The 22,911-nt window shown below is 71.5% G+C and carries 20 protein-coding genes; 6 read left to right on the plus strand and 14 right to left on the minus strand.

The features are described 5' to 3' along the window. Nucleotides 1-9: 9 nt before the first annotated feature. Nucleotides 10-1,785: an ABC transporter substrate-binding protein gene (locus ABD350_RS30325; RefSeq protein WP_344352032.1), complete on the minus strand. Its 1,776-nt coding sequence runs from the start codon at nt 1,783-1,785 to the stop codon at nt 10-12. 59 nt (nt 1,786-1,844) lie between these two features. Then, complete coding sequence (locus ABD350_RS30330; RefSeq protein ID WP_344352034.1) at nt 1,845-2,771, minus strand: ABC transporter permease; 927 nt, start codon at nt 2,769-2,771, stop codon at nt 1,845-1,847. A gap of 287 nt (nt 2,772-3,058) precedes the next feature. Between ABD350_RS30330 and ABD350_RS30335 the strand changes: the two genes are divergently transcribed. After that, nucleotides 3,059-3,406, plus strand: coding sequence for a hypothetical protein (locus ABD350_RS30335; RefSeq protein ID WP_344352036.1), 348 nt, complete (start codon nt 3,059-3,061; stop codon nt 3,404-3,406). 25 nt (nt 3,407-3,431) lie between these two features. On the opposite strand, the gene metX is transcribed toward ABD350_RS30335, so the two are convergent. From metX to ABD350_RS30375, 8 genes are all read right to left on the minus strand, one after another. Continuing rightward, entirely contained in the window at nt 3,432-4,577 is a 1,146-nt protein-coding gene (gene metX, locus ABD350_RS30340) for a homoserine O-acetyltransferase MetX (RefSeq protein WP_344352038.1), read from the minus strand. Then, on the minus strand, nt 4,578-5,939 hold the full coding sequence (locus ABD350_RS30345) for a bifunctional o-acetylhomoserine/o-acetylserine sulfhydrylase (protein ID WP_344352039.1): 1,362 nt from the start codon (nt 5,937-5,939) through the stop codon (nt 4,578-4,580). 187 nt (nt 5,940-6,126) lie between these two features. Continuing rightward, nucleotides 6,127-7,011, minus strand: coding sequence for a TauD/TfdA dioxygenase family protein (locus ABD350_RS30350; protein WP_344352040.1), 885 nt, complete (start codon nt 7,009-7,011; stop codon nt 6,127-6,129). A gap of 34 nt (nt 7,012-7,045) precedes the next feature. Then, nucleotides 7,046-7,864, minus strand: coding sequence for an ABC transporter ATP-binding protein (locus ABD350_RS30355; RefSeq protein WP_344352042.1), 819 nt, complete (start codon nt 7,862-7,864; stop codon nt 7,046-7,048). Continuing rightward, nucleotides 7,851-8,900 (minus strand): taurine ABC transporter substrate-binding protein, encoded by a 1,050-nt coding sequence (locus ABD350_RS30360; RefSeq protein ID WP_344352044.1) that lies wholly within the window; start codon nt 8,898-8,900, stop codon nt 7,851-7,853. The genes ABD350_RS30355 and ABD350_RS30360 overlap by 14 nt, the downstream gene beginning before the upstream one ends. Nucleotides 8,901-8,973: 73 nt before the next feature. After that, nucleotides 8,974-9,849: an ABC transporter permease gene (locus ABD350_RS30365; RefSeq protein ID WP_382466642.1), complete on the minus strand. Its 876-nt coding sequence runs from the start codon at nt 9,847-9,849 to the stop codon at nt 8,974-8,976. A gap of 374 nt (nt 9,850-10,223) precedes the next feature. After that, nucleotides 10,224-11,078, minus strand: coding sequence for an MBL fold metallo-hydrolase (locus ABD350_RS30370; RefSeq protein ID WP_344352046.1), 855 nt, complete (start codon nt 11,076-11,078; stop codon nt 10,224-10,226). Between the two features lie 198 nt (nt 11,079-11,276). Continuing rightward, nucleotides 11,277-11,804: a hypothetical protein gene (locus tag ABD350_RS30375; RefSeq protein WP_344352047.1), complete on the minus strand. Its 528-nt coding sequence runs from the start codon at nt 11,802-11,804 to the stop codon at nt 11,277-11,279. A 415-nt stretch (nt 11,805-12,219) separates the two neighbouring features. Here ABD350_RS30375 and ABD350_RS30380 point away from each other — a divergent pair, with 415 nt between their 5' ends. The 4 genes from ABD350_RS30380 (at nt 12,220) to xdhC (ending at nt 17,849) form a co-directional block, all read left to right on the plus strand. Next, complete coding sequence (locus ABD350_RS30380; protein ID WP_344352048.1) at nt 12,220-12,717, plus strand: nucleoside deaminase; 498 nt, start codon at nt 12,220-12,222, stop codon at nt 12,715-12,717. A gap of 380 nt (nt 12,718-13,097) precedes the next feature. Further along, the gene (locus tag ABD350_RS30385; RefSeq protein ID WP_344352049.1) at nt 13,098-14,564 is read left to right on the plus strand and encodes a xanthine dehydrogenase small subunit; all 1,467 of its coding nucleotides are present in this window, start codon (nt 13,098-13,100) and stop codon (nt 14,562-14,564) included. Further along, on the plus strand, nt 14,561-17,038 hold the full coding sequence (gene xdhB, locus ABD350_RS30390; RefSeq protein ID WP_344352051.1) for a xanthine dehydrogenase molybdopterin binding subunit: 2,478 nt from the start codon (nt 14,561-14,563) through the stop codon (nt 17,036-17,038). Before ABD350_RS30385 ends, xdhB begins: the two co-directional genes overlap by 4 nt. A gap of 1 nt (nt 17,039) precedes the next feature. Then, the gene (gene xdhC, locus ABD350_RS30395; RefSeq protein ID WP_344352053.1) at nt 17,040-17,849 is read left to right on the plus strand and encodes a xanthine dehydrogenase accessory protein XdhC; all 810 of its coding nucleotides are present in this window, start codon (nt 17,040-17,042) and stop codon (nt 17,847-17,849) included. Nucleotides 17,850-17,915: 66 nt separating this feature from the next. Here xdhC and ABD350_RS30400 read toward each other — a convergent pair whose 3' ends face one another. From ABD350_RS30400 to ABD350_RS30410, 3 genes are all read right to left on the minus strand, one after another. Further along, complete coding sequence (locus tag ABD350_RS30400) at nt 17,916-19,232, minus strand: phytase (RefSeq protein WP_344352054.1); 1,317 nt, start codon at nt 19,230-19,232, stop codon at nt 17,916-17,918. A 332-nt stretch (nt 19,233-19,564) separates the two neighbouring features. Then, nucleotides 19,565-19,711 (minus strand): hypothetical protein, encoded by a 147-nt coding sequence (locus ABD350_RS30405; RefSeq protein WP_318199498.1) that lies wholly within the window; start codon nt 19,709-19,711, stop codon nt 19,565-19,567. A 135-nt stretch (nt 19,712-19,846) separates the two neighbouring features. After that, the gene (locus ABD350_RS30410) at nt 19,847-20,554 is read right to left on the minus strand and encodes a lytic polysaccharide monooxygenase (protein ID WP_344352057.1); all 708 of its coding nucleotides are present in this window, start codon (nt 20,552-20,554) and stop codon (nt 19,847-19,849) included. 310 nt (nt 20,555-20,864) lie between these two features. Between ABD350_RS30410 and ABD350_RS30415 the strand changes: the two genes are divergently transcribed. Then, nucleotides 20,865-22,196, plus strand: coding sequence for a hypothetical protein (locus ABD350_RS30415; protein WP_344352059.1), 1,332 nt, complete (start codon nt 20,865-20,867; stop codon nt 22,194-22,196). Here the strand turns inward: ABD350_RS30415 and ABD350_RS30420 are convergent. Further along, the gene (locus ABD350_RS30420) at nt 22,156-22,911 is read right to left on the minus strand and encodes a nitroreductase family protein (RefSeq protein WP_344352061.1); all 756 of its coding nucleotides are present in this window, start codon (nt 22,909-22,911) and stop codon (nt 22,156-22,158) included. The two genes, ABD350_RS30415 and ABD350_RS30420, sit on opposite strands and share 41 nt — an antisense overlap.

Below are 22,911 nucleotides of genomic sequence, written 5' to 3' on the forward strand. Positions count from 1 at the left end.
TCGCGGGGATCAGGCGTTCTTGAGGTACAGGTCGACCGCGGCCGTGGCGCCGTAGATCGGGTGGATGGCGGCGCCGCCGACGTCCTTGCCGCGGAACTGGGTGACGCTGGTGTAGAGGAAGGGCACCACGGGAACGTCCTTCATGACGGTCTGCTCCAGGTCGATGAGTTCCGCGGCCTTCTTCCGCGCGTCACCGATCTTCGCGATGCGGGCCAGCTCCGCGTCCACCCGCGGGTTGGCGTAGCGGATGGAGTTGGACAGCGGGTCGAGGTGGCTCTCGAAGCTGTCGGGGAGCAGGGTCGAGGGAGTGGGCCAGTCCACGGAGTTGGTGGACAGCCACAGGTCGTACGGGGCGTCGTTGCGGAACACCCGGGCGTTGAACGCGGCCGGCTGAAGGCCCTTGACCACCAGCTCGATGCCGATCTTGGCGAAGGCGTCGGCGAGGACCTGTGCGACCTGGTCGTCCTGCGGGCTGTAGACGGGGTACGCGTACGTCAGCTTGGTGACCTTCGTCTCCGCCTTGGCCAGGTGTTCCCTGGCCTTGGCGATGTCCCCGGTGGGCGCGACGGGGTAGGGGTCGTACTTCTTCCAGCCCACGACGGCCGGTGACGACAGGGTGGTCGCGAAGTCGCCGGCGTACTGGCCGCCGAGGACCTGGCGGGCCTGTTGGCGGGGGAAGACGTAGTGGATGGCCTTGCGGACCTCGGGGTCGGTGACCCTGTCGTTCTTGATGTACAGATCCGAGGTGTAGGCGCCCTGGCTGCCGGAGACGGCCAACGTCCGCTTGACGGGGTCGCGTTCGACCGTGGAGATCAGCTCCGGCGGCAGGGTGCTCTTGGTGGTCACGGTGGTCGGGCCCGAGCCCTGGCCGTTGAACACCTCCTGGGCGGTGTTGAGGGCGGCCTTGCCGAAGGCGAACTCGATGCGGTTCGGGTAGGCGTGCCGGATCGGGTCGGTGGCCGGCTTCCAGTGCGGATTGCGCTCCAGGGTGAGGCTCTTGTTCTGCTTGTGCTCGACGATCCGGTACGGCCCGGTGGCGAAGGGCCTCACGTCGTAGCCGGTGCCCGTGTCCTTGTCCGGCCGGACCGGCGAGGACGAGGACTGGGCGGCCATGTACGGCACGTCGGACTGCGGCTCGGGGAAGTGGAAGACGATGGTCTTGTCGTCGGGCGTCTCGATGGCCTTGAGGTCGCCGTCCTGCTGGGGACCGCCGTACTTCTTCACCGCCTCGGTGCGGTCCCTGGAGCCGGTGAGCCACTCGGGCCAGTAGGTGGGGCCGGCCTCGAAGCCGGGGGCGAAGGTGCGCTCGATGCCGTACTTGACCTGCTGCGCGGTGACGGGTTTGCCGTCCTCCCAGGCGATACCGTCCTTCAGCCGGTACGTCCAGGTCCGGCCGCCGTCGGAGGAGGTGCCGGTGTCGGTGGCGAGGTCACCGACCAGTCTGGGCCTGCCGTCGACGATCTGATACTGCGTCAGCTGCCTGCCCCACAGCAGCGAGGTGCTGTAGGCCTCGCCGGCATAGATCTTCTGCGGGTCGAGGTGGGTGTAGTCGACCGGGTTGGCGATGGTGAGGGTGCCGCCCTCGCGGGCGCCGGGGATCTTCGGGGCGGGGCCCTGGCTGTCCTCGGCGGTGCCGAGAGTGGCGGTGAGCCGCCGGCCGCTCTTGGCGGCGGTGCTGTTCTCGCCCGTGTCCGTGCCCGCCCCCGCGGAGCAGGAGCACAGCAGCAGGGCGGCGACGGTGGCGAGAGCCGGGACGGCTGCGGCGCGCGGGGTGAATCCGGGCATGACGAACTCCGTTGCGTGGTGCGGGTATTGCTGGGGAAGGTGAGCGAAGGCGCGGGGGCTCAGCGGACGGTGTGCGGGTCGAGCGCGTCCCGCACGGCGTCGCCGAGGAGGTTGAAGGCGAGGACGAAGACGAGGAGCGAGGCGCCGGGGAAGACCATGTAGGTGGGGTCGTCGTAGAAGACTTCCGCGCCCCGGGAGATCATGCGGCCCCAGTCGGGGATGGGCTCGTTGATGCCGACGCCCAGGAAGGACAGCGCGGCCTCGGTGGTGACGATCGCCGGCACGGCGAGGGTGATGTGCACCAGCACCGGCGCCCAGACGTTGGGCAGCAGTTCCCGGAAGACGATGTGCCGCCGGCTCGCGCCGAGCGCCCGGGCCGCCTCGACGAACTCCCGCTCGCGCAGGGACCGTACGACGGTGCGCAGCACCATCGCGAGCGGCACCCAGCCGAAGGCGGAGAAGACGAGGATGAGGACGGTGAACTGCATCCAGGCGGGTTCGCTCTCGTCCGGCCCCACGAAGCGGGTCTGGACGACCGGGCCCAGGGTGAGCAGGAGCAGCAGGGCCGGGAAGGCGAGCAGGACGTCGCAGACGAAGGTGAACGCCCGGTCGAGAAGGCCGCCGAGATAGCCGACGGCCACGCCGAAGACCACGCCGGCGACGGCGACGACGGCGGTCGAGGCGAAGGCGATCAGCAGGGAGGTGCGGATGCCGTAGAGGAGCTGGGCGAGCACGTCACGGCCGAGACCGGGCTCGATGCCGAACCAGTGCTCGGCGGAGATGCCGCCGTTGGGCAGCATCGGCAGGCCCTCCGGGCTCAGCAGGCCGGTCCCGTTCTGCCCGTAGTGCTCGGTGGGGTTCTTGCCGTAGAGGGCGGTGATCAGGGGCGCGGCGACGGCGAGGAGCGCGAAGAACCCGACGACGGCGAGCGAGACGATTCCGACTCGATCACGCCGGAACACCTGTGCCACCGATACCGCTGCCATGCTGCCGCACTCCCGACTCGCCTCGGGCGTCCCGGGTGTGGGGGAGCGCCCTGGATGACACCGGAGCGGGGTGGCCGCTCCGGACACCGGACATTAGATCGGAAGATCAAAATGCCTGCAACGCCTGCGATTGCAAGGTTGATGGGTTGATCAACGTTAGTTTGCGGGAATGTTTCCGTAGTGACGTGGATGTAATGAAAGCCCTCCCATATGCCGCGAACCGCCCGATCGAGGGAGACGAGGGTCACACCAGGCGCATTCCGCGCCGGGGACCTACCGTGGTCGCAGTGGCGCCGACGAGCCGGACGGCCATAGCGGAGGAGAACGCGATGGAGGAGCACTTCGTCTGGGTGACGACCCGCCGCATCCAGCCGGGCACCCTGGAGGACTTCGAACGGGCATGGCGGCCCGCGGCCCAGCCGCGGGGAATGCGCCGTGCCTTCGCGTACTGGTCCGGAGACGGACAGGAGATCACCGGAGTGTCGTTCTGGGACTCCGAGGAGGCCTGCGACTCCTGGCGGGCCTCCGAGCCCGAGGGGCAGCGGCGTGCCGCCATGGCTCCGTACGTCGTGGAGGAGCGGGAAGGTTTCTACCGGGGCCGCGAACTCGCCATCCCCGGCGGCCCGCCCGAGTGAGCGGACCGCCGGGAACCCGCCGGTCTCAGGACAGCAGTTCGCCGACGAGCGCCGCCACCTGATCGGTCTCGATCAGGAACCCGTCGTGTCCGTACGGCGATTCCACCACCCTGAGCCGGTCGGCGCCCGGGATCAGCGCGGCCAGTTCCGTCTGCTGGGCCGGCGGGTAGAGGCGGTCGGAGTCCACCCCGGCGACCAGGGTGGGCGCGGTCACCCGCCGGAGGGCACCCCGGGCACCGCCCCTTCCCCGGCCCACGTCATGGGCGTTCATCGCCTCGGTCAGCACGACATAACTCGCCGCGTCGAAACGGCGTACCAGCTTGGCCGCGTGATGGTCGAGATAGGACTGCACCTGGTAGCGCCCGCCGCTCCACGGGTCCTCCGTGCCCTGCGGCAGACGGCCGAAGCGGACCTGGAGTTCGGGCTCGCTGCGGTAGGTGACATGGGCCAGCCGGCGGGCCAGCCCCAGCCCCGCGTGCGGCCCGCGGCCGGTGTCGTGGTAGTCGCCGCCCTGCCAGTGCGGGTCCGTGCGGATGGCCCGCACCTGGATGTCCGCCCACGCTATCTGTTCCGCGCTCGCCGCCGCCGTCGTCGCGAGGAGCAGCAGCCGGCCCGTCCGCGCCGGGTACGACACCGCCCACTCCACGGCCCGCATCCCACCCATCGAACCCCCGACGACCAGCGCCCACCGCTCGATGCCCAGCGCGTCCGCGAGCCCGGCCTCCGCGGCCACCTGGTCGCGCGGGGTCAGGAACGGGAACGCGCCGCCCCACGGTCTCCCGCCGCCGGGACGCGAGGAGGCAGGCCCCGTGCTGCCCTGGCAGCCGCCGAGCACGTTCGGCGCGACCACGAACCAGCGGTCGGTGTCCAGCGCCCGCCCCGGACCGATCAGGGCGTCCCACCAGCCGGGCGACGGGTGCCCGGGACCGGCCGGGCCGGCGGCGTGACTGTCCCCGGTGAGCGCGTGCAGGACCAGGACGGCATTGGAACGGTCCGCCGCGAGCGTCCCCCAGGTCTCGAACGCTAGCCGCACGCCGGGGAGTTCGCCGCCCGACTCCAACGGCAGCGGCTTCTCGGCGTCGTACCACCGGCGCCGGCCGGGCGGGTCCCCCTCCCGCCAGGCCCCGGTGGCCGGCGGCAGGGGCACCTCGGCAGCGGCGACGGCGGGCACCTACGCGCCCTTGGCCGCGCGGAAACCGGCCTCCAGGTCCGCCGTGAGGTCGGCGAGGGACTCGATGCCCACCGACAGACGGACCAGGCCCGGCGCGGTGCCGGTCGCCGCCAGCTGGGCCTCGTCCAGCTGGCTGTGCGTGGTGGACGCCGGATGGATGATCAGGCTGCGTACGTCACCGATGTTGGCCAGGTGGCTGAACAACTCCACGCCGTCCACGAACCGCCGGCCCGCCTCGGTGCCGCCGCGCAACTCGAAGGAGACGATGGCACCGGCACCGCGCGGCAGATACTTCCGCCCGGCCTCGTACCACCTGCTCGACGGCAGCCCCGGGTAGTGCACGGCGGCGACCTCGTCGCGCCGCTCCAGCCATTCGGCGAGCGCCTGGGCGTTGGCCGTGTGCCGTTCGATCCGCAGGCTCAGCGTCTCCACGCCCTGCAACAGCAGGAACGCGGAGTGCGGGGACAGCGCCGGGCCGAGGTCGCGCAGCAACTGCACCCGCAGCTTGACCGCGTAGGCGCCGGGGCCGAGCGCGGGCCAGTACCGCAGGCCGTGGTAGCTCGGGTCCGGCTCGGTGAAGTCCGGGAACCTGTCGGCGTGCGCGCCGAAGTCGAACGTACCGCCGTCCACGACCACGCCCGCGATGGTGGTGCCGTGGCCGCCGAGGAACTTCGTGGCCGAGTGCACCACGATGTCCGCGCCGTGTTCGAGCGGCCGCAGCAGGTACGGGGTCGGCACCGTGTTGTCCACGATGAGCGGAACCCCCGCCGCGTGCGCCACGTCGGCCACCGCCCGCACGTCGAGCACGTTGCCGCGCGGGTTGCCCAGCGACTCCGCGAACAGCGCCTTGGTGTTCGGCCGGATCGCCGCCCGCCACGCCTCCGCGTCGTCCGGGTCGTCCACGAAGGACACCTCGATGCCGAACCGGGGCAGCGTGTGGCGGAACAGGTTGTAGGTGCCGCCGTACAGGGAGCTGCTGGAGACGATGTGGTCGCCGGCGCTCGCCAGGGTGAGCAGGGCCAGGGTCTCCGCCGCCTGCCCGGAGGACAGTGCCACGGCCGCCGCACCGCCCTCCAGGGCGGCGATCCGCTGCTCGAAGACGTCCTGGGTGGGGTTGTGGATCCGGGTGTAGATGTTGCCGGGCTCGGCGAGCGAGAACAGGTCGGCGGCGTGCCGGGTGTCGCGGAACGCGAACGACGTGGTCTGGTAGATCGGCGTGGCGCGGGCGCCGGTGGCCGGGTCGGGCACGGCACCGGCATGGACCTGCTTGGTCTCGAAGGACCAGGCCGAGGTGCCGGGAGCGGCGGACGGCTCCTCGGGGGTGTGACCGGCGGTGACGGAGTCGACGGGCTGGCTGCTCATGGTGGTGCTCCTCGTGCGGGAGAGCGGCGCTGGGATGCGACGAGATAAGCACGCACCGCCACCCGGTGGCAGCGCGATCCGCACCGTGCAACGAGGACTTCACAAACGACATCGGCGTGCAACGCTCGTCCGCCCGCTGGACGGACGTAAGTGCGGGAGGCCGCGGCCGGGCCTCCCGCACCCACCGTCAGCGGCGCACGGCCGCCGGTCCGGCCGGTGTGTCACCGCGCAGCGTGATGCGGTGCATGACACGGTGCCGGTCGCCGTAGTCCCGGTTGGCGTAGTGGGCCGTGCTGCGGTTGTCCCACAGGGCGACGTCGCCCGGCTGCCAGCGATGCCGTACGACGTGCTCGGGCTTGGTGAGATGGGCGTAGAGGATGTCGAGGATGCCCCGGCTCTCGTGCTCCGAGACACCCACGATGTGCGAGGTGAAGCCGGGGTTCACGAACAGTCCCTTGCGTCCGCTCTCCGGGTGGACGCGCACCACCGGATGCTCCACCGGCGTCAGCGCGGTGAACACCTCGCCCTCCCACACGTTGCCCCGGCCGCCCCGGCGCTGGGCGAGGTAGTACCCGAACTCGCGGGTTCCGTCGTGGACGGCGGTCAGCGTGTCGACGAAGTCCCGCAGGCCCGGCGAGAGCGACTCGTAGGCCAACTGGCTGTCGGCCCAGTTGGTGTCGCCGCCGTTGGGCGGCAGCACCACGGCCCGCAGGACGGAGATCGCCGGCGGACGCCGTACGAACGTCACGTCCGTGTGCCAGACGTCCGCGAACCCGTTGTCCTGGCTGTCCAGCGAGTACACCTCGGGGGCCACGTCACCGGAGTCGTGGACCGGATGCCCGGCGGTGACCTCGCCCAGCCGGCGGCCGAACTCGATCTGCGCCGCGTCGTCCAGGCCGTGCTGGCCGCGCACGAAGAGCACCTTGTACGCCACCAAGGCCTCGCGCAGCGCCAGGACTTCGTCGTCGTCGAGGCGAGCGAGGTCGATGCCGTGGATCTCGGCGCCGAAGTGCGGGCCGAGCGCGGTGACCGGCAGCCGCGCCGGGACGGGCCGCTCGCTGAGAAGGCTCATCTGTGTGTCCTTTCCGGGTCGGGGATACGGGAGTTCAGGCCGCGGCCGCGGCCTTGACGGCGTGGGACACCCGCGCGCGCAGCTCGGCGAACTCGCCCGAGTTGCGCAGTTCCTCGGCGTCGACGTCGCCGCGCGGCAGCGGGATCGGCAGGTCCAGGGCCACGGTGCCCGGGCTCCTGGTCAGCACGACGATGCGGGAGCCGAGGAACACCGCCTCGTCCGCCGAGTGCGTCACGAACACCGTCGTCCGGCCCGTCCGCGCGGTCACCTGGCGCACATCGTCCTGGAGCCGTTCCCGGGTCAGCGCGTCCAGCGCCGCGAAGGGCTCGTCGAGCAGCAGCAGCGGGTTCTCGGCGGCGAGGGCCCGGGCGATGGCGACGCGTTGCTGCTGGCCGCCGGAGATCTCCCAGATCCGGCGCTTCTCCACCCCGGTCAGGCCCACGCGGTCCAGCAACTCCCGCCGCCGCTCGGGCCGTCGGGCGCGCTCGACGCCCGCGTACCGCAGCGCCAGGTCGATGTTGCCGCGCACGGTCCGCCAGGGGAACAGCCGCGGCGTCTGGAAGACCACGCCGGCGGCCGCCCCCGGCCTAGGCTCGGCACCGTGGACGTGTACCGAGCCGTGCGTGGGCCGCTCGAATCCGGCGATGAGCCGCAGCAGGGTGCTCTTGCCGCACCCGGAGGCTCCCACCAGCACCAGGAACTCCCCGGCGGGAACGGTCAGATCGACGGGCCCCACGGCCGTGAAGGCCTCCTCGCCCCGGCCGTACCGGTGGACGACCTTGTCGAGGCGGACGGCCCCGGCGTGCCCGGCGGCGGCCTCACGCGGGGGCGTGGTGACGTCACTTGAGGACATTGGGCAGCCCCTTGAGGTAGAACGCCCCGCGGACGGCGTCCTCGGCCGGCGCGCTGTCGATCTGCTTCTGCTCGGCGAGGAAACGCGCGGTGTCGCTGACATACGCGAGCAGCTTGCCGGGTGTGCCGTCGGTGCCCAGCCAGTCGGCGGAGGCCACCTGCTCCGGGGTGAGGAACACCCCCTGCCGGAGCTGGGCCCGCGCGTCCGACGCGCTGATGCCCAGCTCGGCCGCGACGGACGCCACCGACCCGTCGGGGTCGGACCCGAGCAGGCGCAGCGCCCGGGCCTGCGTCCTGCGCCAGGCGTCGATCGCCCGCGGGTCCCTGGCGATGAGGTCGTCCGACACCACGGCCAGGTCGAGCGTCGGTTTGCCCGCCGCACCGATCTCCTTGCTGCTGGTGAGCTGGGTACCCGTCGTACGCAGCTCGTCCAGGGTGGGCAGCCACACGTAGGCGGCGTCGATGTCGCCCCGCTGCCAGGCGGCGAGGATGGCCTGCGGCTGCAGATCGACGAGCCTCACGTCGGACGTCTCCAGCCCGGCCGTCCGCAGGGCCGCCAGCAGGCTGTAGTGCGAGGTGGAGGCGAACGGCGTGGCGACGGTCTTTCCCTTGAGACCGGCGACGTCGGCGACGCCGCTGCCCTTGCGCGCCACGAGGGCCTCGTTCTCCCCGGCGACGTCCAGCACCCACGCGACCTTGTACGGGATCGGTGAACCGCCCGAGATCCCGCGGGCGAACGGGCTGGAGCCCAGCGCGGCGATGTCGAGCGACTTGCCGAGGAAGGCCTGGTTCACGGCGGCCCCGGAGTCGAACTTGATCCACGTGATGCGGTAGCCGGGCAGCTCCTTCTCCAGCAGCTTCCTGTTCTTCACGAGCAGGTCACCGCTGGGAAAGGCGAAGTAGCCGATGCGCAGCCGCCGGGAGCCGCCCGATGTGGCCGCCTCACCCGAGGAGCAGCCGGTGACGGCCGCGGAGACGGCGGCGAGGGCACCGGCCAGCAGGAGCCGGCGGGAAGCGCCGTGGGACACAGGGGACATGACAGAGCCGTTTCTGTGCTGGGAGCGGAGGAACGGAAAAGGGGGTGTCTGAGCGAAGGCCTGCGGGCCGGTGCTACGCGCGGCCGCGCCACGGCACGACGGCGCGTTCCAGCCGCAGCAGCAGGCCGTCGATGATCAGGCCGGAGACGCCGATGGTGATGATGCCGACCAGCACCACGGGAGTGTTGTTGTAGTTGGCGGCGTCCTTGACCATGCCGCCGATACCGGGCAGCCCGTTGACCAACTCGGCGGCCACGAGCGAGGAGTAGGCCACCCCCACGGCGAGCCGGACCCCGGTGAGCGTCTCCGGCAGCGCCGAGGGCACGACGACGTCCGTGACCACGTTCCACCGCGAGGCGCCAAGAGCACGGGCGGCCTCGGTCAGACTCCTCGGCACGGCCGCGACAGCCGTGGTGGTCGACACCGCCACGGGAGGGAAGGCGGCCACCGCCAGCAGCGTGATCTTCGGCTCCTCGTTGATGCCCAGCCAGATCACGAGCAGGGAGAAGTACGCCAGCGGAGGCAGGGTCCGCAGGAAGGTGATCCAGGGCTCGAACAGCGCGCGCAGCCAGCCGACGGTGCCCATCAGCAGCCCGAACAGCACCCCGAAGGCGATCCCGATACCGGCGCCGATCGCGATGCGGCGCAGACTGATGCCCAGGTGTTCGACGAGGTAGGTGCCGTTGTACCCGCGTACTCCCTCGTGCGTCGTCGACACGGTGACGCACGCGTCCCACACCTTGGCCGGCGGCGGGAGGAGCGTCTCGCTCCAGGTGCCGCTCGCCGCGAGCAGCTGCCACAGCAGGAGGAAGACGAGGAGGGAGGCGGCCGGCAGCAGCACCGGGCGCGTACGCGCCCACATGTGCCGCCCGGCGAAGGGGCGTTGAGGCGGCACGTCGGCGGGTGGCTCGGTGGTGCCGGGCTTGGACAGCGGGGGAGTCGTGGACACGGGCGTCCTCCATGGGACGCCGGGGAGGCACGGCCTCAACGGGGGAGGGGAGCGGCCGGCCCCGGCGTGAGCGATGCTGAACGATGCGGACGGAGCACCCCGGCAGGGCGCGACAAGGGCCCTCGTCCGGGTGACGTCACCGGACGGCGAGGGGCGCGGGAACAGGCCGGATCAGCGACAACACGAGCCCGGACGCCGGCACAGGTCGATGACCAGGCGTCGCACCAGGGGCTCGGAGATCATGAGGTCTATTTGTACAACAGGCGCATCCCCCGACCAAGAGCCATCCACGTTCTGGAACACGGCCGACGGCTCTTCGGAAACGGCCGACGGCCGGCCACCGGCCTGGGCAGCGTGGTCTCTCCTCGCCCCGGTCAGCGGACCGTGGGTGTCGCTTTGGGGTCGGCGGGGAGACATGCCCTGCCGCCGTGCGGGCAGGGGACGATCCGGTCGCCGAGGCCGAGCCGGCCGGCCTCGGTCAGGAAAGCGGACAGGGGGGAGCGCATCACCGTGTAGTCCTCGTAATGCACGGGCAGGACGGCGCGGGGACGAAGGCGCCGGACGAGTTCGGCGCCCTGCGCGCCGTTCATGGTGACCAGGAACCCGCCCGGCAGCCGAGTGCCGCCCAGATGGAGGACGGCCAGGTCGGCGGCCGGGAAGCGACGGCCGATCTCCTCCAGGCCGTCGTAGAGAAGGGTGTCGCCGGAGACGTACAGCCGCAGCCGTGCCGGTCCGCCCACGGGACCGAACTCGATCATGGTGCCCATCACGGGCGGCAGCAGTCCGCGCAGTACCGGATGCCCGGCGTGCCGGCCGGGCAGCGCGGTGACCGTGGCCCGTACCCCGCCCCGGTCGAGGGTGAGCGCCTGCCAGGTCCGCAGACCCGCCGTCCGCCGGAAACCGTGCAGCACTTTCAGACGGCGTGCGGCATGGGGAGTGCTGAGGACCGGGATCATCCGGTCCAGGGACCGCCGGGCCCGGCGGTCCCAGTGATCGCCATGCAGATGGGACAGCACGATCCCGTCGATACGGGGCAGGTCCTGTGGGGCGAGGGCGGGCTCCGTCAGGCGCCGGCTCAGCAGCCCGTAGCCGAGATGGGCGTACTCGCCCCTGTGCAGGAAGTTCGGGTCGGTGAGCAGGGTCAGGGGGCCGTACGTCAGCAGCACGGTGGCGTTGCCGACGAAGTGGAGATCGAGCGCTTCGCCGGTGCGCCCGTCGGTGGTGGTCATGGAGTCACCCACTCCTTCCGCCCGAGCCGACGGCGCGTCCCGCCTCAGCGGCCCGCCGGCTTCCCGTCCCCCCGGTCGGGGTACCCCTGACGGCCGGAGCCGACCCCGCGTTTCCCACCATGCGGCGGGGCTGCGCCGACCCCTACGGCGCCGGATGGGCCGCACCGGACCCTCCCGGCCGACGGCCGCCCCGCTCGCTCAGCGTCCGTATGCCTGATGGCGGGGGAGCGGTCCCGCGTCGGCGTGCCGGCCCGGCCGCCCGGCGGCGTGCCGCTGCCCGGGGCCGGAGCGGGCGGCCAAGGCGTCGGCGACGGCGCCGGCGGCGAAGGCGTAGACGGCCTTGTGCAGCAGATCCACCACCAGTTCCTTGCGCGGCCAGGTCTGCGGCGGGGCGCCGACCCCGGTGGCGTTCTCCAGGATCTGGTCGTTGGTCAGCCTCACCACGGTGAACTGTGTCGACGCCACCGGCCCGCGCAGCCCGGCATGTGCCATCACCGACCGCACCACCCCCAGCAGCGCGCCCTGCCCGTAGTGCATCGCCCAGTTCACCGCCCGCGGCTGCCGGCCGGGCCGCTCCGGCATACCCGTCAACCGCTCCAGTGTGCGCGCCGGAACGTGCGAGTCCGGCCGGCCGGTCAGGCGCTGCTCCACCTTCTCGCCCAGGGTCATCACCACGACCCCGGCCGCACCCGCCACAAGCCCCTGCCACAGCGCACGTTTCATCATGCCGGACGCGTACCCCCGCTCCGGCCGCCGTACCGCACCCGCGGCGCGACGAGACGGCTTCATCACCCACACCGGGGTCCGGCCAGCACTGGTAGGAACCTACAAGTCGGCGGTCTCGCGCCGCCCACCTTTCATGTTTTCGGCGCCTGGCCGATTTCTTCGGCCGGCTGTGTACTGCTCTGACAAGCCCGGGGCGAAGAAGGGGGAAGGCCTTGTCGAAGACGCTGCCCGGCCGGCACTTCGCGCATCGTTCTCCGATACCGCCATCGGCGCCGCCGCCGGCCTGGCCCCCACCCGCACCCCGGTCTCCCCGGAGCACATCCGCCGTGTTCGACCGGGCCCCTGTTCGTGCGGGTGCCGCCGCCTCCCCGACGGTACCCGCACTCCACTCCACGGCATTCGACAAGGAGCAACCGTGACCGTGAACACCGCGACCATCGTGCAGCACGAGCAGGAATGGATGCAGCAGGCCATCGCCGTCGCCACCGACAGCGCGAACAGCGGCGGCGGCCCCTTCGGCGCCCTGATCGTCAAGGACGGCGTGGTCGTCGCGACGGCCCACAACCAGGTCACCGCGACGAACGACCCGTCGGCGCACGCGGAAGTCACCGCGATCCGCGCCGCGTGCCGGGAACTGGGCACCTTCGTCCTCGAAGGCTGCACCCTGATCACCTCGTGCGAGCCCTGCCCGATGTGTCTGTCCACCGCCCTGTGGGCGCGTCTGGACCGGCTCGTGTACTCCGCGGACCGCAACGACGCCGCGGTGGCCGGCTTCGACGACCGCAAGTTCTACGACCTTTTCGAAAAGAAGCCCATGGAAGCGTGGCCCCTGCAGGTCGTCCACCTGGACCTGCCCAACCGCACCGCGCCGTTCGACGCGTGGATCGCCAAGTCCGACCGCGTCGACTACTGACCAGAAGGCCTCCGCGCCGCGTGCATAACCGGGGCCGGCCTCTTGAATTCCGTGGCGCCAGCCACTATTTTGCGAAAGACGTCGAACCATAACCGCCGAAAGGAGGCGATCAGCGGATGTACACCAGCTCTGACCTCGGTCGCCTCGCTCGCCGCACGGTCTGGGTTCCGGGTCGCATCGCACACGGCTGCTGAACACGCCGTTCTGGTGTGCCCGCGCGTGGCACGTTTCGCGTTTCTCCTGCACGACATCCCGGTACGTCGCTATCGCGTGCCGTTTTGCGCCCGCTCCTCTCACGTGGCGCGTCTGAACACAGAAAGCTGCCTGAAATTGGCGAACATCATGAATCGATCGATCGCGCACCGGAATGAAGGTTTGTCATGGTAGCGGCGCGGATCACGGTCAACGGGAAAGAGACACCCATTTCGCCGGCCGCGCCGCACACCACGGTGCTGGATTTCCTGCGCGAGCGTGGCCTCACCGGCACCAAGGAGGGCTGCGCCGAGGGTGAGTGCGGCGCCTGTTCGGTCCTGGTGGCCCGTCCCGGGGTGAACAAGCCCACCGACTGGGTGGCGGTCAACGCCTGCCTGGTCCCGGTAGCGGCGCTCGACGGCCAGGAGGTCGTCACCTCCGAAGGCCTGGCCACCGCCGGCGAACCCGGCAAGCCGTCCACCCTGCACCCCGTGCAGGAGGAGATGGCGGTCCGCGGCGGCTCCCAGTGCGGCTACTGCACCCCCGGATTCGTGTGCAGCATGGCCGCCGAGTACTACCGGCCCGACCGCTGCGCGCACGCGGACCAGGCCGGTCACACCGACGACGCCGAGCACGGTCCGAACGGTTTCGATCTGCACGCGCTGAGCGGAAACCTGTGCCGCTGCACCGGCTACCGCCCTATCCGCGACGCCGCGTTCGCCGTCGGCACGCCCACCGACGAGGACCCGCTCGCGCAGCGCCGCGAGCAGGCCCCGCCCGCCCCGGCCGCCACCGAATACACCCGGGACGACAGCGCGTTCGTGCGCAAGAGCACCCTGGACGAGACGCTCCGGCTGCTGCGCGAGCGGCCCGACGCGGTGGTGGTCGCCGGCTCCACCGACTGGGGAGTGGAGGTGAACATCCGTTCCCGCCGCGCGGATTGCGTGGTCGCCATCGACCGACTCCCCGAACTGCGGGAACTGCGCGTGGAGTCCGACTCCATCGAGATCGGGGCGGCACTGACGCTCACCGAGATCGAGCGCCGCCTCGACGGCGAGGTCCCGCTGCTGGCGGAGCTGTTCCCGCAGTTCGCCTCCCGGCTCATCCGCAACAGCGCGACCCTCGGCGGCAACCTCGGTACCGGCTCGCCCATCGGTGACAGCCCGCCCGTGCTGCTCGCGCTGGAGGCGTCGCTGGTGCTCGCCGACGCCGACGGTGAGCGCGAGGTTCCGCTGGCGGAGTACTTCACCGGCTACCGGCAGAGCGTGCGCCGTCCCGGCGAGCTGATCCGCTCGGTGCGCCTCCCGCTGCCGCTGTCGCCGGTCGTGGCCTTCCACAAGATCGCCAAGCGGCGCTTCGACGACATCTCCAGCGTGGCGGTCGCCTTCGCGCTCGACATCGAGGACGGGATCGTCCGCAAGGCACGCATCGGGCTGGGCGGCGTGGCCGCCACCCCGATCCGCGCCCTCGCCACCGAGGAGGCCCTGACGGGCAAGCCGTGGGCGCCGGAGACGGTCGACGCCGCGGCCCGGGTGCTGCGGGCCGAGGGCACGCCGATGAACGACCACCGCGCCAGCGCCGACTACCGCTCCGCGATGCTCGGCCAGAGCCTGCTGAAGCTGTACGCTGGAACAACCGAGGCGGTGTCGTCATGAGCCATCTGTCCGAACGCCCCGAGAGCCCCGTCGTCGGCGTCCCGATGCCGCACGAGAGCGCCGCCCTGCACGTCACCGGCGCCGCGCTCTACACCGACGACCTGGTCTGGCGCACCAAGGACGTGCTGCACGCCTACCCGGTCCAGGTCATGAAGGCCCACGGCAGGATCACCGCACTGCGCACCGAGCCCGCGCTCGCCGTGCCCGGCGTGGTGCGCGTGCTGACCGGTGCCGACGTGCCCGGCGTCAACGATGCCGGGATGAAGCACGACGAGCCGCTGTTCCCCGACGAGGTCATGTTCCACGGCCACGCGGTCGCCTGGGTGCTCGGCGAGACCCTGGAGGCGGCCCGGCTCGGTGCGGCGGCCGTCGAGGTGGAGCTCGAAGAGCTGCCCTCCCTGATCACACTCCAGGACGCGATGGCGGCCGACAGCTACCACGGCGCCCAGCCCCTGATGGAGACCGGGGACATCGACGCCGGCTTCGCCGACTCCGCGCATGTGTTCACCGGCGAGTTCCAGTTCGCCGGTCAGGAACACTTCTACCTTGAGACACACGCGGCGCTGGCCCAGATCGACGAGAACGGCCAGGTGTTCATCCAGAGCAGCACCCAGCACCCGTCGGAGACGCAGGAGATCGTCTCGCACGTGCTCGGCGTGCCCGCCCACGAGGTGACCGTGCAGTGCCTGCGGATGGGCGGCGGCTTCGGCGGCAAGGAGATGCAGCCCCACGGGTTCGCGGCCGTCGCCGCCCTCGGCGCCAAGCTGACCGGCCGGCCGGTGCGGTTCCGGCTCAACCGGACGCAGGACCTGACCATGTCCGGTAAGCGGCACGGTTTCCACGCCAAGTGGAAGATCGGCTTCGACGCGGAGGGCCGCATCCAGGCCCTGGACGCCACCCTGGTCGCGGACGGCGGCTGGAGCCTGGACCTGTCCGAGCCGGTGCTGGCCCGCGCGCTGTGCCACATCGACAACACCTACTGGATCCCCAACGCGCGCGTCGCCGGGCGTATCGCCAAGACCAACACGGTCTCCAACACCGCCTTCCGCGGCTTCGGCGGACCGCAGGGCATGCTGGTGATCGAGGACATCCTCGGCCGTTGCGCACCACGGCTCGGCCTGGACCCCATGGAGCTGCGCGAGCGCAACTTCTACCGGCCGGGCCAGGGCCAGACGACACCGTACGGCCAGCCGGTCACGCAGGCCGAACGGATCGCCACCGTCTGGCAGCAGGTCAAGGACAACGCCGGCCTCGCCGACCGCAAGCGGGAGATCGCCGCCTTCAACGCCGCGCACCCGCACACCAAGCGGGCGCTCGCGCTCACCGGCATCAAGTTCGGCATCTCCTTCAACCTCACCGCCTTCAACCAGGGCGGCGCGCTGGTGCTGATCTACAAGGACGGCTCGGTCCTGATCAACCACGGCGGCACCGAGATGGGCCAGGGCCTGCACACCAAGATGATGCAGGTGGCCGCGACCACCCTGGGCATCCCGCTGCACAAGGTGCGGCTGGCCCCCACGCGTACCGACAAGGTGCCCAACACCTCGGCCACCGCCGCCAGTTCCGGGGCCGACCTCAACGGCGGGGCGATCAAGAACGCCTGCGAGCAGCTGCGCGAGCGACTGCTGCGGGTGGCCGCCGGCCAGCTGGGCGGCAACGCCTCGGACGTGCGCATCGTCGGGGGCGTCGCGCGCCTCCTGGGCAGCGACAAGGAGCTGGCCTGGGACGATCTGGTGCGCACGGCGTACTTCCAGCGGGTTCAGCTGTCGGCGGCCGGTTTCTACCGGACCGAGGGGCTGCACTGGGACGCCAAGTCGTTCAGGGGCTCGCCGTTCAAGTACTTCGCCCACGGCGCCGCCGCGACCGAGGTGGAGGTGGACGGCTTCACCGGCGCGTACCGCATCCGGCGGGTGGACATCGTGCACGATGTCGGCGACAGCCTGTCCCCGCTGATCGACATCGGCCAGGTCGAGGGCGGCTTCGTGCAGGGCGCGGGCTGGCTGACGCTTGAGGACCTGCGCTGGGACGCCGGTGACGGGCCGCACCGCGGCCGGCTGCTGACCCAGGCCGCGAGCACCTACAAGCTGCCGAGCTTTTCGGAGATGCCCGAGGAGTTCAACGTCACGCTGCTGGAGAACGCCACCGAAGAGGGCGCGGTCTACGGCTCCAAGGCCGTGGGCGAGCCGCCGCTGATGCTGGCGTTCTCGGTACGGGAAGCACTGCGGCAGGCCGCCGCCGCGTTCGGCCCGAGCGGGGCGAGCGTGGAGCTGGCCTCGCCCGCGACGCCCGAGGCGGTGTACTGGGCGATCCAGGCGGCTCGCCAGGGCGATGCCTCCCACAACGGTCGGGCCCGCGGCGGGTTCACCGTCGACGGCCACGCCGCAAACGGTCAGGCCGCTCCTGGCCACGCCGGGAACGGGCAGGTCACCGGCGGCAGGGACCGGGCCGGCGCGGAAGCGCTGCACGGTGCCTGACATGACGTGGGTCGCCGCGGTCGCGCGGTTGCGAGCACGCCGGGAACCCGGCGTGCTGGTGACCGTCGCGACCGTGCGCGGCCATGCCCCGCGCGACGCCGGTGCGAAACTCGTGGTGGGGCGGACCGAGACGTGGGGATCGATCGGCGGCGGCAACGTCGAGGCCGTCGCGATCGACCGGGCCCGGGAGATGATCGCCGCATCCAAGCCGGAGCCGGAACTGATCGATTTCGCCCTGAACGACAAGGTGACCAACCAGCATGGCGTGCAGTGCTGCGGCGGCACGGTCTCGGTGCTGCTCGAACCGCTGCCGGTGGTACGGGCGGTGGCCATCTTCGGCGTCGGGCACGTCGGGCTGGAACTGGCACGCATCCTGGCACGCCAGGACCTCGACCTGCACCTGATCGACAGCCGTTCCGACGTCCTCGCCGAGGATCGGCTCGGCGTGCTGGCGGACGCGGTGGCACAGGTGCACGTGCATCACACGCCGCTGCTGCCCGAGGAGGTGCTGGAGGAGTTGCCGCGCGGCACCCACATCCTGATCATGACCCATGATCACGCCGAGGACGCCGCGCTGTGCGACGCCGCCCTGCGCACCCCCCACCTCGGCTCCGTCGGGCTGATCGGGTCGGCGGCCAAGTGGGCGCGGTTCCGTAAACGCCTCGCCACCGAGGGCGGTCACGACGAGGCCGCCATCGACCGGATCAAGACCCCGATCGGGCTGGCCGGCATCACCGGCAAGGAACCGGCGACCATCGCCGTGAGCGTCGCCGCCGACCTGCTGCGCACCTTCGAAACCGAGGGTGACTGACTCCCCCACGGGATGGCCAGGGGTGCCCCGCGCCGGTGCGCAAGCACACCGCGGGGCACCCTTGTGTCACAGGTCGGCGGCGTCCACCACGTCGCCCAGGTCGACGAACTTGAAGCCGGTCGCCGTACGGGTGCCGCCCTCGCCGTCGGGGACCTCGGGAGTCTCGTGACCGTCCTGGACGACCAGCAGCCCCTTCGGGTAGCGGCTGCCCAGCGGGGCGTTCAGGACGGCGGCGCCGTCGCACTCCTGCGACCCGTCGAGCGTCGCGGAGGCCGCGCCGACCCGGAAGCCGCCCTCGTACTCGTTGTCCTCGGCCACCTCGCGGTCGAACAGCGCGAAGGTGTCGTCGCCCTGGCTGGAGGCGAAGAGATAGCCGTCCCCGTCGGCCTCCTGGAACAGGGTCAGACCCTCGACGTCCGCGGTCAGGTGCTTGCCGCCGAAACCGGGGTCGGCGCCGGCCGCGCACTCCTCGGTGGTCTCGTCGTAGACGCCGGGGATGCCGTACTCGCGGACCTTCTCCACCAGGACCGGCCTGTCGGTCAGGTCGGCGCGCAGCCGCCAGATGCCGACGTCCTCCTGGCCGGCGTAGAGGGTGCCGGTGGCCGGGTCCACCACCATGCCCTCGACCTGGGGGAGTTCACCGGGCTCGGCGCAGGGGGACCAGGTGGTGCCGTCGGGCAGGCGGAACGATGCCGGGAGGTCGAGGGTGCGGACCTTGCGGTAACCGACGGTGCCGTGTGCGGTCGGGGTCAGTTCCAGCAGGGCGAGCCGGGTCCGCTCCCGCTGGCTGACCAGGGCGTAGGAGCGGCCGGTGGCCTGGTCCCGCCAGGTGGCGAGGCCGTACGCGGTGCGCTGGTCGTTGATCTCGGCCTGGCCGGCGGAGAAGACCGGTGCGGCGGCCGGGTCGGTGATGTCGGTCAGCGGGGCGCCCGGCCGGGACGGGTCGATGCGGTAGATCCGCAGCCGGTCGTTGCCCCGGTCGCTGACCACGGCCACGTCGGCCCGGCCGGCGGGGGTGTTCAGGCCGGTGACGAGGTCGACGTTGTTGAAGCGGCCCGGGGCGTCGTCCTCGGCCGGCGGACGCGGCGCGGGCAACGACTGCACCAGCCGGGCGTCCAGGCCGTACACGCGCAGGCCGCCCTCCTTCGCCGTCGCTATGACGAGGCTGCGGTCGGGGTCGGCCGCGTTGCGCCAGATCGCGGGATCGTCCGCGTCGGAGTTGCCGCCCGCCTCGTCGTCGTAGAGGGCGGGGGTCTCGCTGGTCGGGGTGACCGTCGGCAGGCCCTCGTCGTCGGCCCCGGCCGGGGCGGCGGTCAGGAGGGCGAGCAGGGTGGCACCCAGGGCGAGGGTGACGGCTTTACGCGGAGTGCGATGCGTTCTCACAAGCGCTTCCTTGGTCGGTGTCGCGGACATGCCGATCCTGGGGGGAGAACTTTGCCTCCAGGGAACCGTGAGCTGGACACTTGGTCACGGACAGGACAACCGCACGTCGACCGACGTTCACGCGTCACCACCCTCACCGTGCGCGCGGACCTCCAGCCCGTGCGGGCGGCACCGTGCGGCACAAAGGCCCCCGGTCCGGAGGGCAGACCCGGGTCGGGGCCTGCCCTCCGGACCGGGGGCCGTCGGCGATCACCGGCGCGACCGGATCCACACCGGGCGGCCGGTCACGCGCTTACCGGCCCGATCCGGCCGCCCGCGTGCGCCTCGCCGGCTCAGCGGCGACCCCGCAGCTTCCGCACCAGTTCCTGCGCCTGAGCGCGGCGGCGCGGATCGGCGGCGGTCCGGCGCACCTGTTCGATCGTTCGCCGGCCCTGCGGACTCCTCGCGAACTGCTTGATGCGTTCGACAACTCCGGCCATGACGCTCCTCCCGTCGTCGTGCTCCGCTTCTTCCGAGGCACTGGTTGGGTTCTCGGTTACCCGGTGACCGGCGGTCCACCCACTTTCCGGTCGAGGAACGGCCCGGCGCGCGCCCCGGGGGCCCGGGGACGTGGTCTAGCAGGCCCCGAGGTCTTCCCAGACACCCCACTGGCCGGTGGTGCCGGGCTTGTCGCCTGTCACCCACCACTTGGCGCGCCAGGTGTGGCCGCCGTAGGAGACGGTGTCGCCGCCGCCGTAGACGTGGGCGGCGTCCCAGGCCGGCGCGGCGCAGGTGTCTCCACCGCCGCCGCTGCCACCGTCACCGCCACCGCCGATGTTGACATCGACACAGGAGTAGAAGGCATTGCCGGTGTCCGCGATGTTCCAGACGGCGAGCACCTTCTGCCGGCCGGTGAAGCCGCCGAAGTTCACCTGCTGGCTGACGTCCGCGGCCGGCTGCTGGTTGCGTCCGTCGAACTCGGCGATCTTCTGGTCGCCGATGAAGTACTGCCAGTTGGCGGTGGAGTGCCGCGCGGTGTTGTGCCACGTGAACGTCGCCGTCGTGCCGACCGGCGTGGCCTTCCAGGCCTTGCTGTCGTTGTCGAGCTCGGCGTACTCCGCGTGTCCGCCGCTACAGCTCCGCAGGCCCTTCGGTCCCTCGACGCTCTGCGGTTCGTACTTGATCTGGCCGCAGTCGACGACGCCCTCGGCACACTGCTGCTGCCGGCTCGTGGGCATGGTCACCCAGCCGTGGGCACTGGCCGTGCTCGCCGGGAGACTGACGGCGAGCACCGGAGCGACCAGTGCACCGATCGTGAGAGCCGCTCGTCTCTTTGTGTTCATGCCGTGCCACTTCCTTCGGGTGTGTGTCGGAGCCGTCGCCTGTGAAGCCCGGGCTTGCCGGTCGTGCGGGAATGAGGCGAGGTGCGGGCCGGAAAGGTCTGGACCAGCACCCTGTTAGGTCTAGACCATATCCGCAGTCCGGGCCCGGTCAAGAGCCTGGACAGGGCGAATCACGCGCTGCGCGGGCCCACTTCGGAAATCCCCGCCGTGACCCGAACTTCTCCCGATATTGGCCTAGACAACACGCCCGGAGTGGTTCACAGTTCGACTGCGCGTGCGCTTCACCCGAGGGCTGGGCAGGGGAGGAAACATGCGGTTCCGGGGGTCGGCCGTCCTGCCGGTGGTGGTGCTGGCATGTGCGGCGGGCGTGCTTCCGGCGGCGGCCGTACCGCAAGCGCGCGGCGGAGCGCGGGTTCCGGAACCGGCGGTGGTGAGTACGGCGGCGGACGGCACCCCGGCCAACGGGGACTCGGAAGGTGCCGTGGTCAGCGGGAACGGCCGCTTCGTGGTCTTCGTCTCGGACGCCGACAACCTGGTGCCGGACGACACCAACGGCCTCGCCGACGTCTTCGTGAAGGACTTGCGCACGGGTGCCGTGGACCGGGCCAACGTCGCCGGCGACGGCAGCCAGGCCGACGCCACCGCCTCGCACGTCTCCGTGAGCGCGGACGGACGCTACGTCGCGTTCGACTCCGCTGCCGGCAACCTCGCCCCGGGGGACATGCCCGGTGCCTGGGACGTCTTCGTGCACGACCGCGCCACCGGGCGCACCGAGGCCGTCGTGTCCCACCCGGGCGGGAACCCGGGGAACAGCTACGACCCGGTGATCAGCGCGAACGGCCGCTATGTGGCGTACGCCTCCTACCGCGACGACCTGGTGCCGCAGGACACCAACAGCGGGATCGACGTGTTCGTGTACGACCGGGCGAGGGCCACCACGAGACTGGTCAGCGTCTTCAGCGACCACCTTCAGGGAACCAGCACCTCTCTGGCGCCCTCGATCAGCGCGGACGGCACCAGGATCGCGTTCCGCCGGATGTGGTACCCGCCGCGCGGGGCGGCCACGCGGCAGCCGCGGGGGCCGAGGCCCTGGTGGTTCTACATCCACGACACCCGCACCGGAAAGACCGTGCCCGCTGCCGTCGACCGCGACGGCGGCACCCTCGGCATGCCGGCGTCGCCCGCGACGGACCTGAGCCCGGACGGGCGCTACGCGGTCTTCTCCTCCCCGTCGGCCGATGTGGTGGACGGCGACACCAACGACGCGGCCGATGTGTTCGTCCGCGACCTGGCCGCCGGTACCACCCGGCGGGTGAGTACCGCCGCCGACGGCACGCAGGCGCGCGACAGCTCGGGCCGAGGCCGGCTCAGCGCGGGCGGACGGCGGGTGTTCTTCACCTCCGCCGCGGACAACCTGGTGCCCGGTGACACCAACGGCGTCACCGACGTGTTCGCGAAGGACCTGCGCACGGGCGTGGTACGGCGGCTGGACGTGGCCGCGGACCACACCGAGAGCTCCACGGGGACGTACGAGGTCACCGCGGACGCCGCCGGCCGCACCGTCGCCTTCCCCCACGACGACGGCCTGGTACCGGGCGACGTCAACGGCCACCGGTACATCCTCGCCGTGCGCCTGCGCTGACGGCGGCCCGCCCGCGCGGTGGACGGGGCTGACGCCGGCCCGGGCTCTCGACGGTTGCCTCCGCCAGCGACTTGCGGGCGAGGTCCGGGACCTCGCAGTCGGCCGCGGCGTAGCCGATGGGGAAGAGGACGTAGGGCCGTTCGTTGCCGGGCCGCTCGCAGATCTCCGTGAGGAAGCCCATCGGATTGGGTGTGTGCGTCAGGGTGCTCAGCCCCATCGCGTGCAGGGCGGCGATGAAGAAACCGCAGGCGATGCCCACACTCTCGTTCACGTAGTAGTTCTTGCGCAGCGAACCGTCCGGCATCGCGGTGCTCTTCTCGGCGAAACAGACCACGATCCACGGCACGACGTCGAGGTAGCTCTTGTCCGCGTCCGTTTCGAGGCGCGCGAGCGCGGCGCGCCACTCGGGCGGGATCCGCCCGCCCTCGTAATTGACCCGCTCCTCCTCCTCGGCGGCGACCCGGATGCGGTGCTTGGTCTCGGCGTCACCGATCACGGCGAACTTCCACGGCTGGTGGTGAGCCCCGGATGGGGCGGTGTTCGCCGCGGCGATGGCGAGGTCGACGCAGGTGCGGGGAACCGGCTCGTCGCTGAAGAACCGCACGCTGCGCCGACGGTCGAGGAACGACACGAAGTCCTTTCCCCGCCGGACCATCTCGGTCTCGTCGTACCGGTCGGGCCGGTAGGGGATGAACGGGTGGGTGTGCTGCCTCAC

The sequence above is a fragment of the Streptomyces nogalater genome (genome assembly GCF_039532885.1).
Lineage (GTDB): Bacteria > Actinomycetota > Actinomycetes > Streptomycetales > Streptomycetaceae > Streptomyces > Streptomyces nogalater.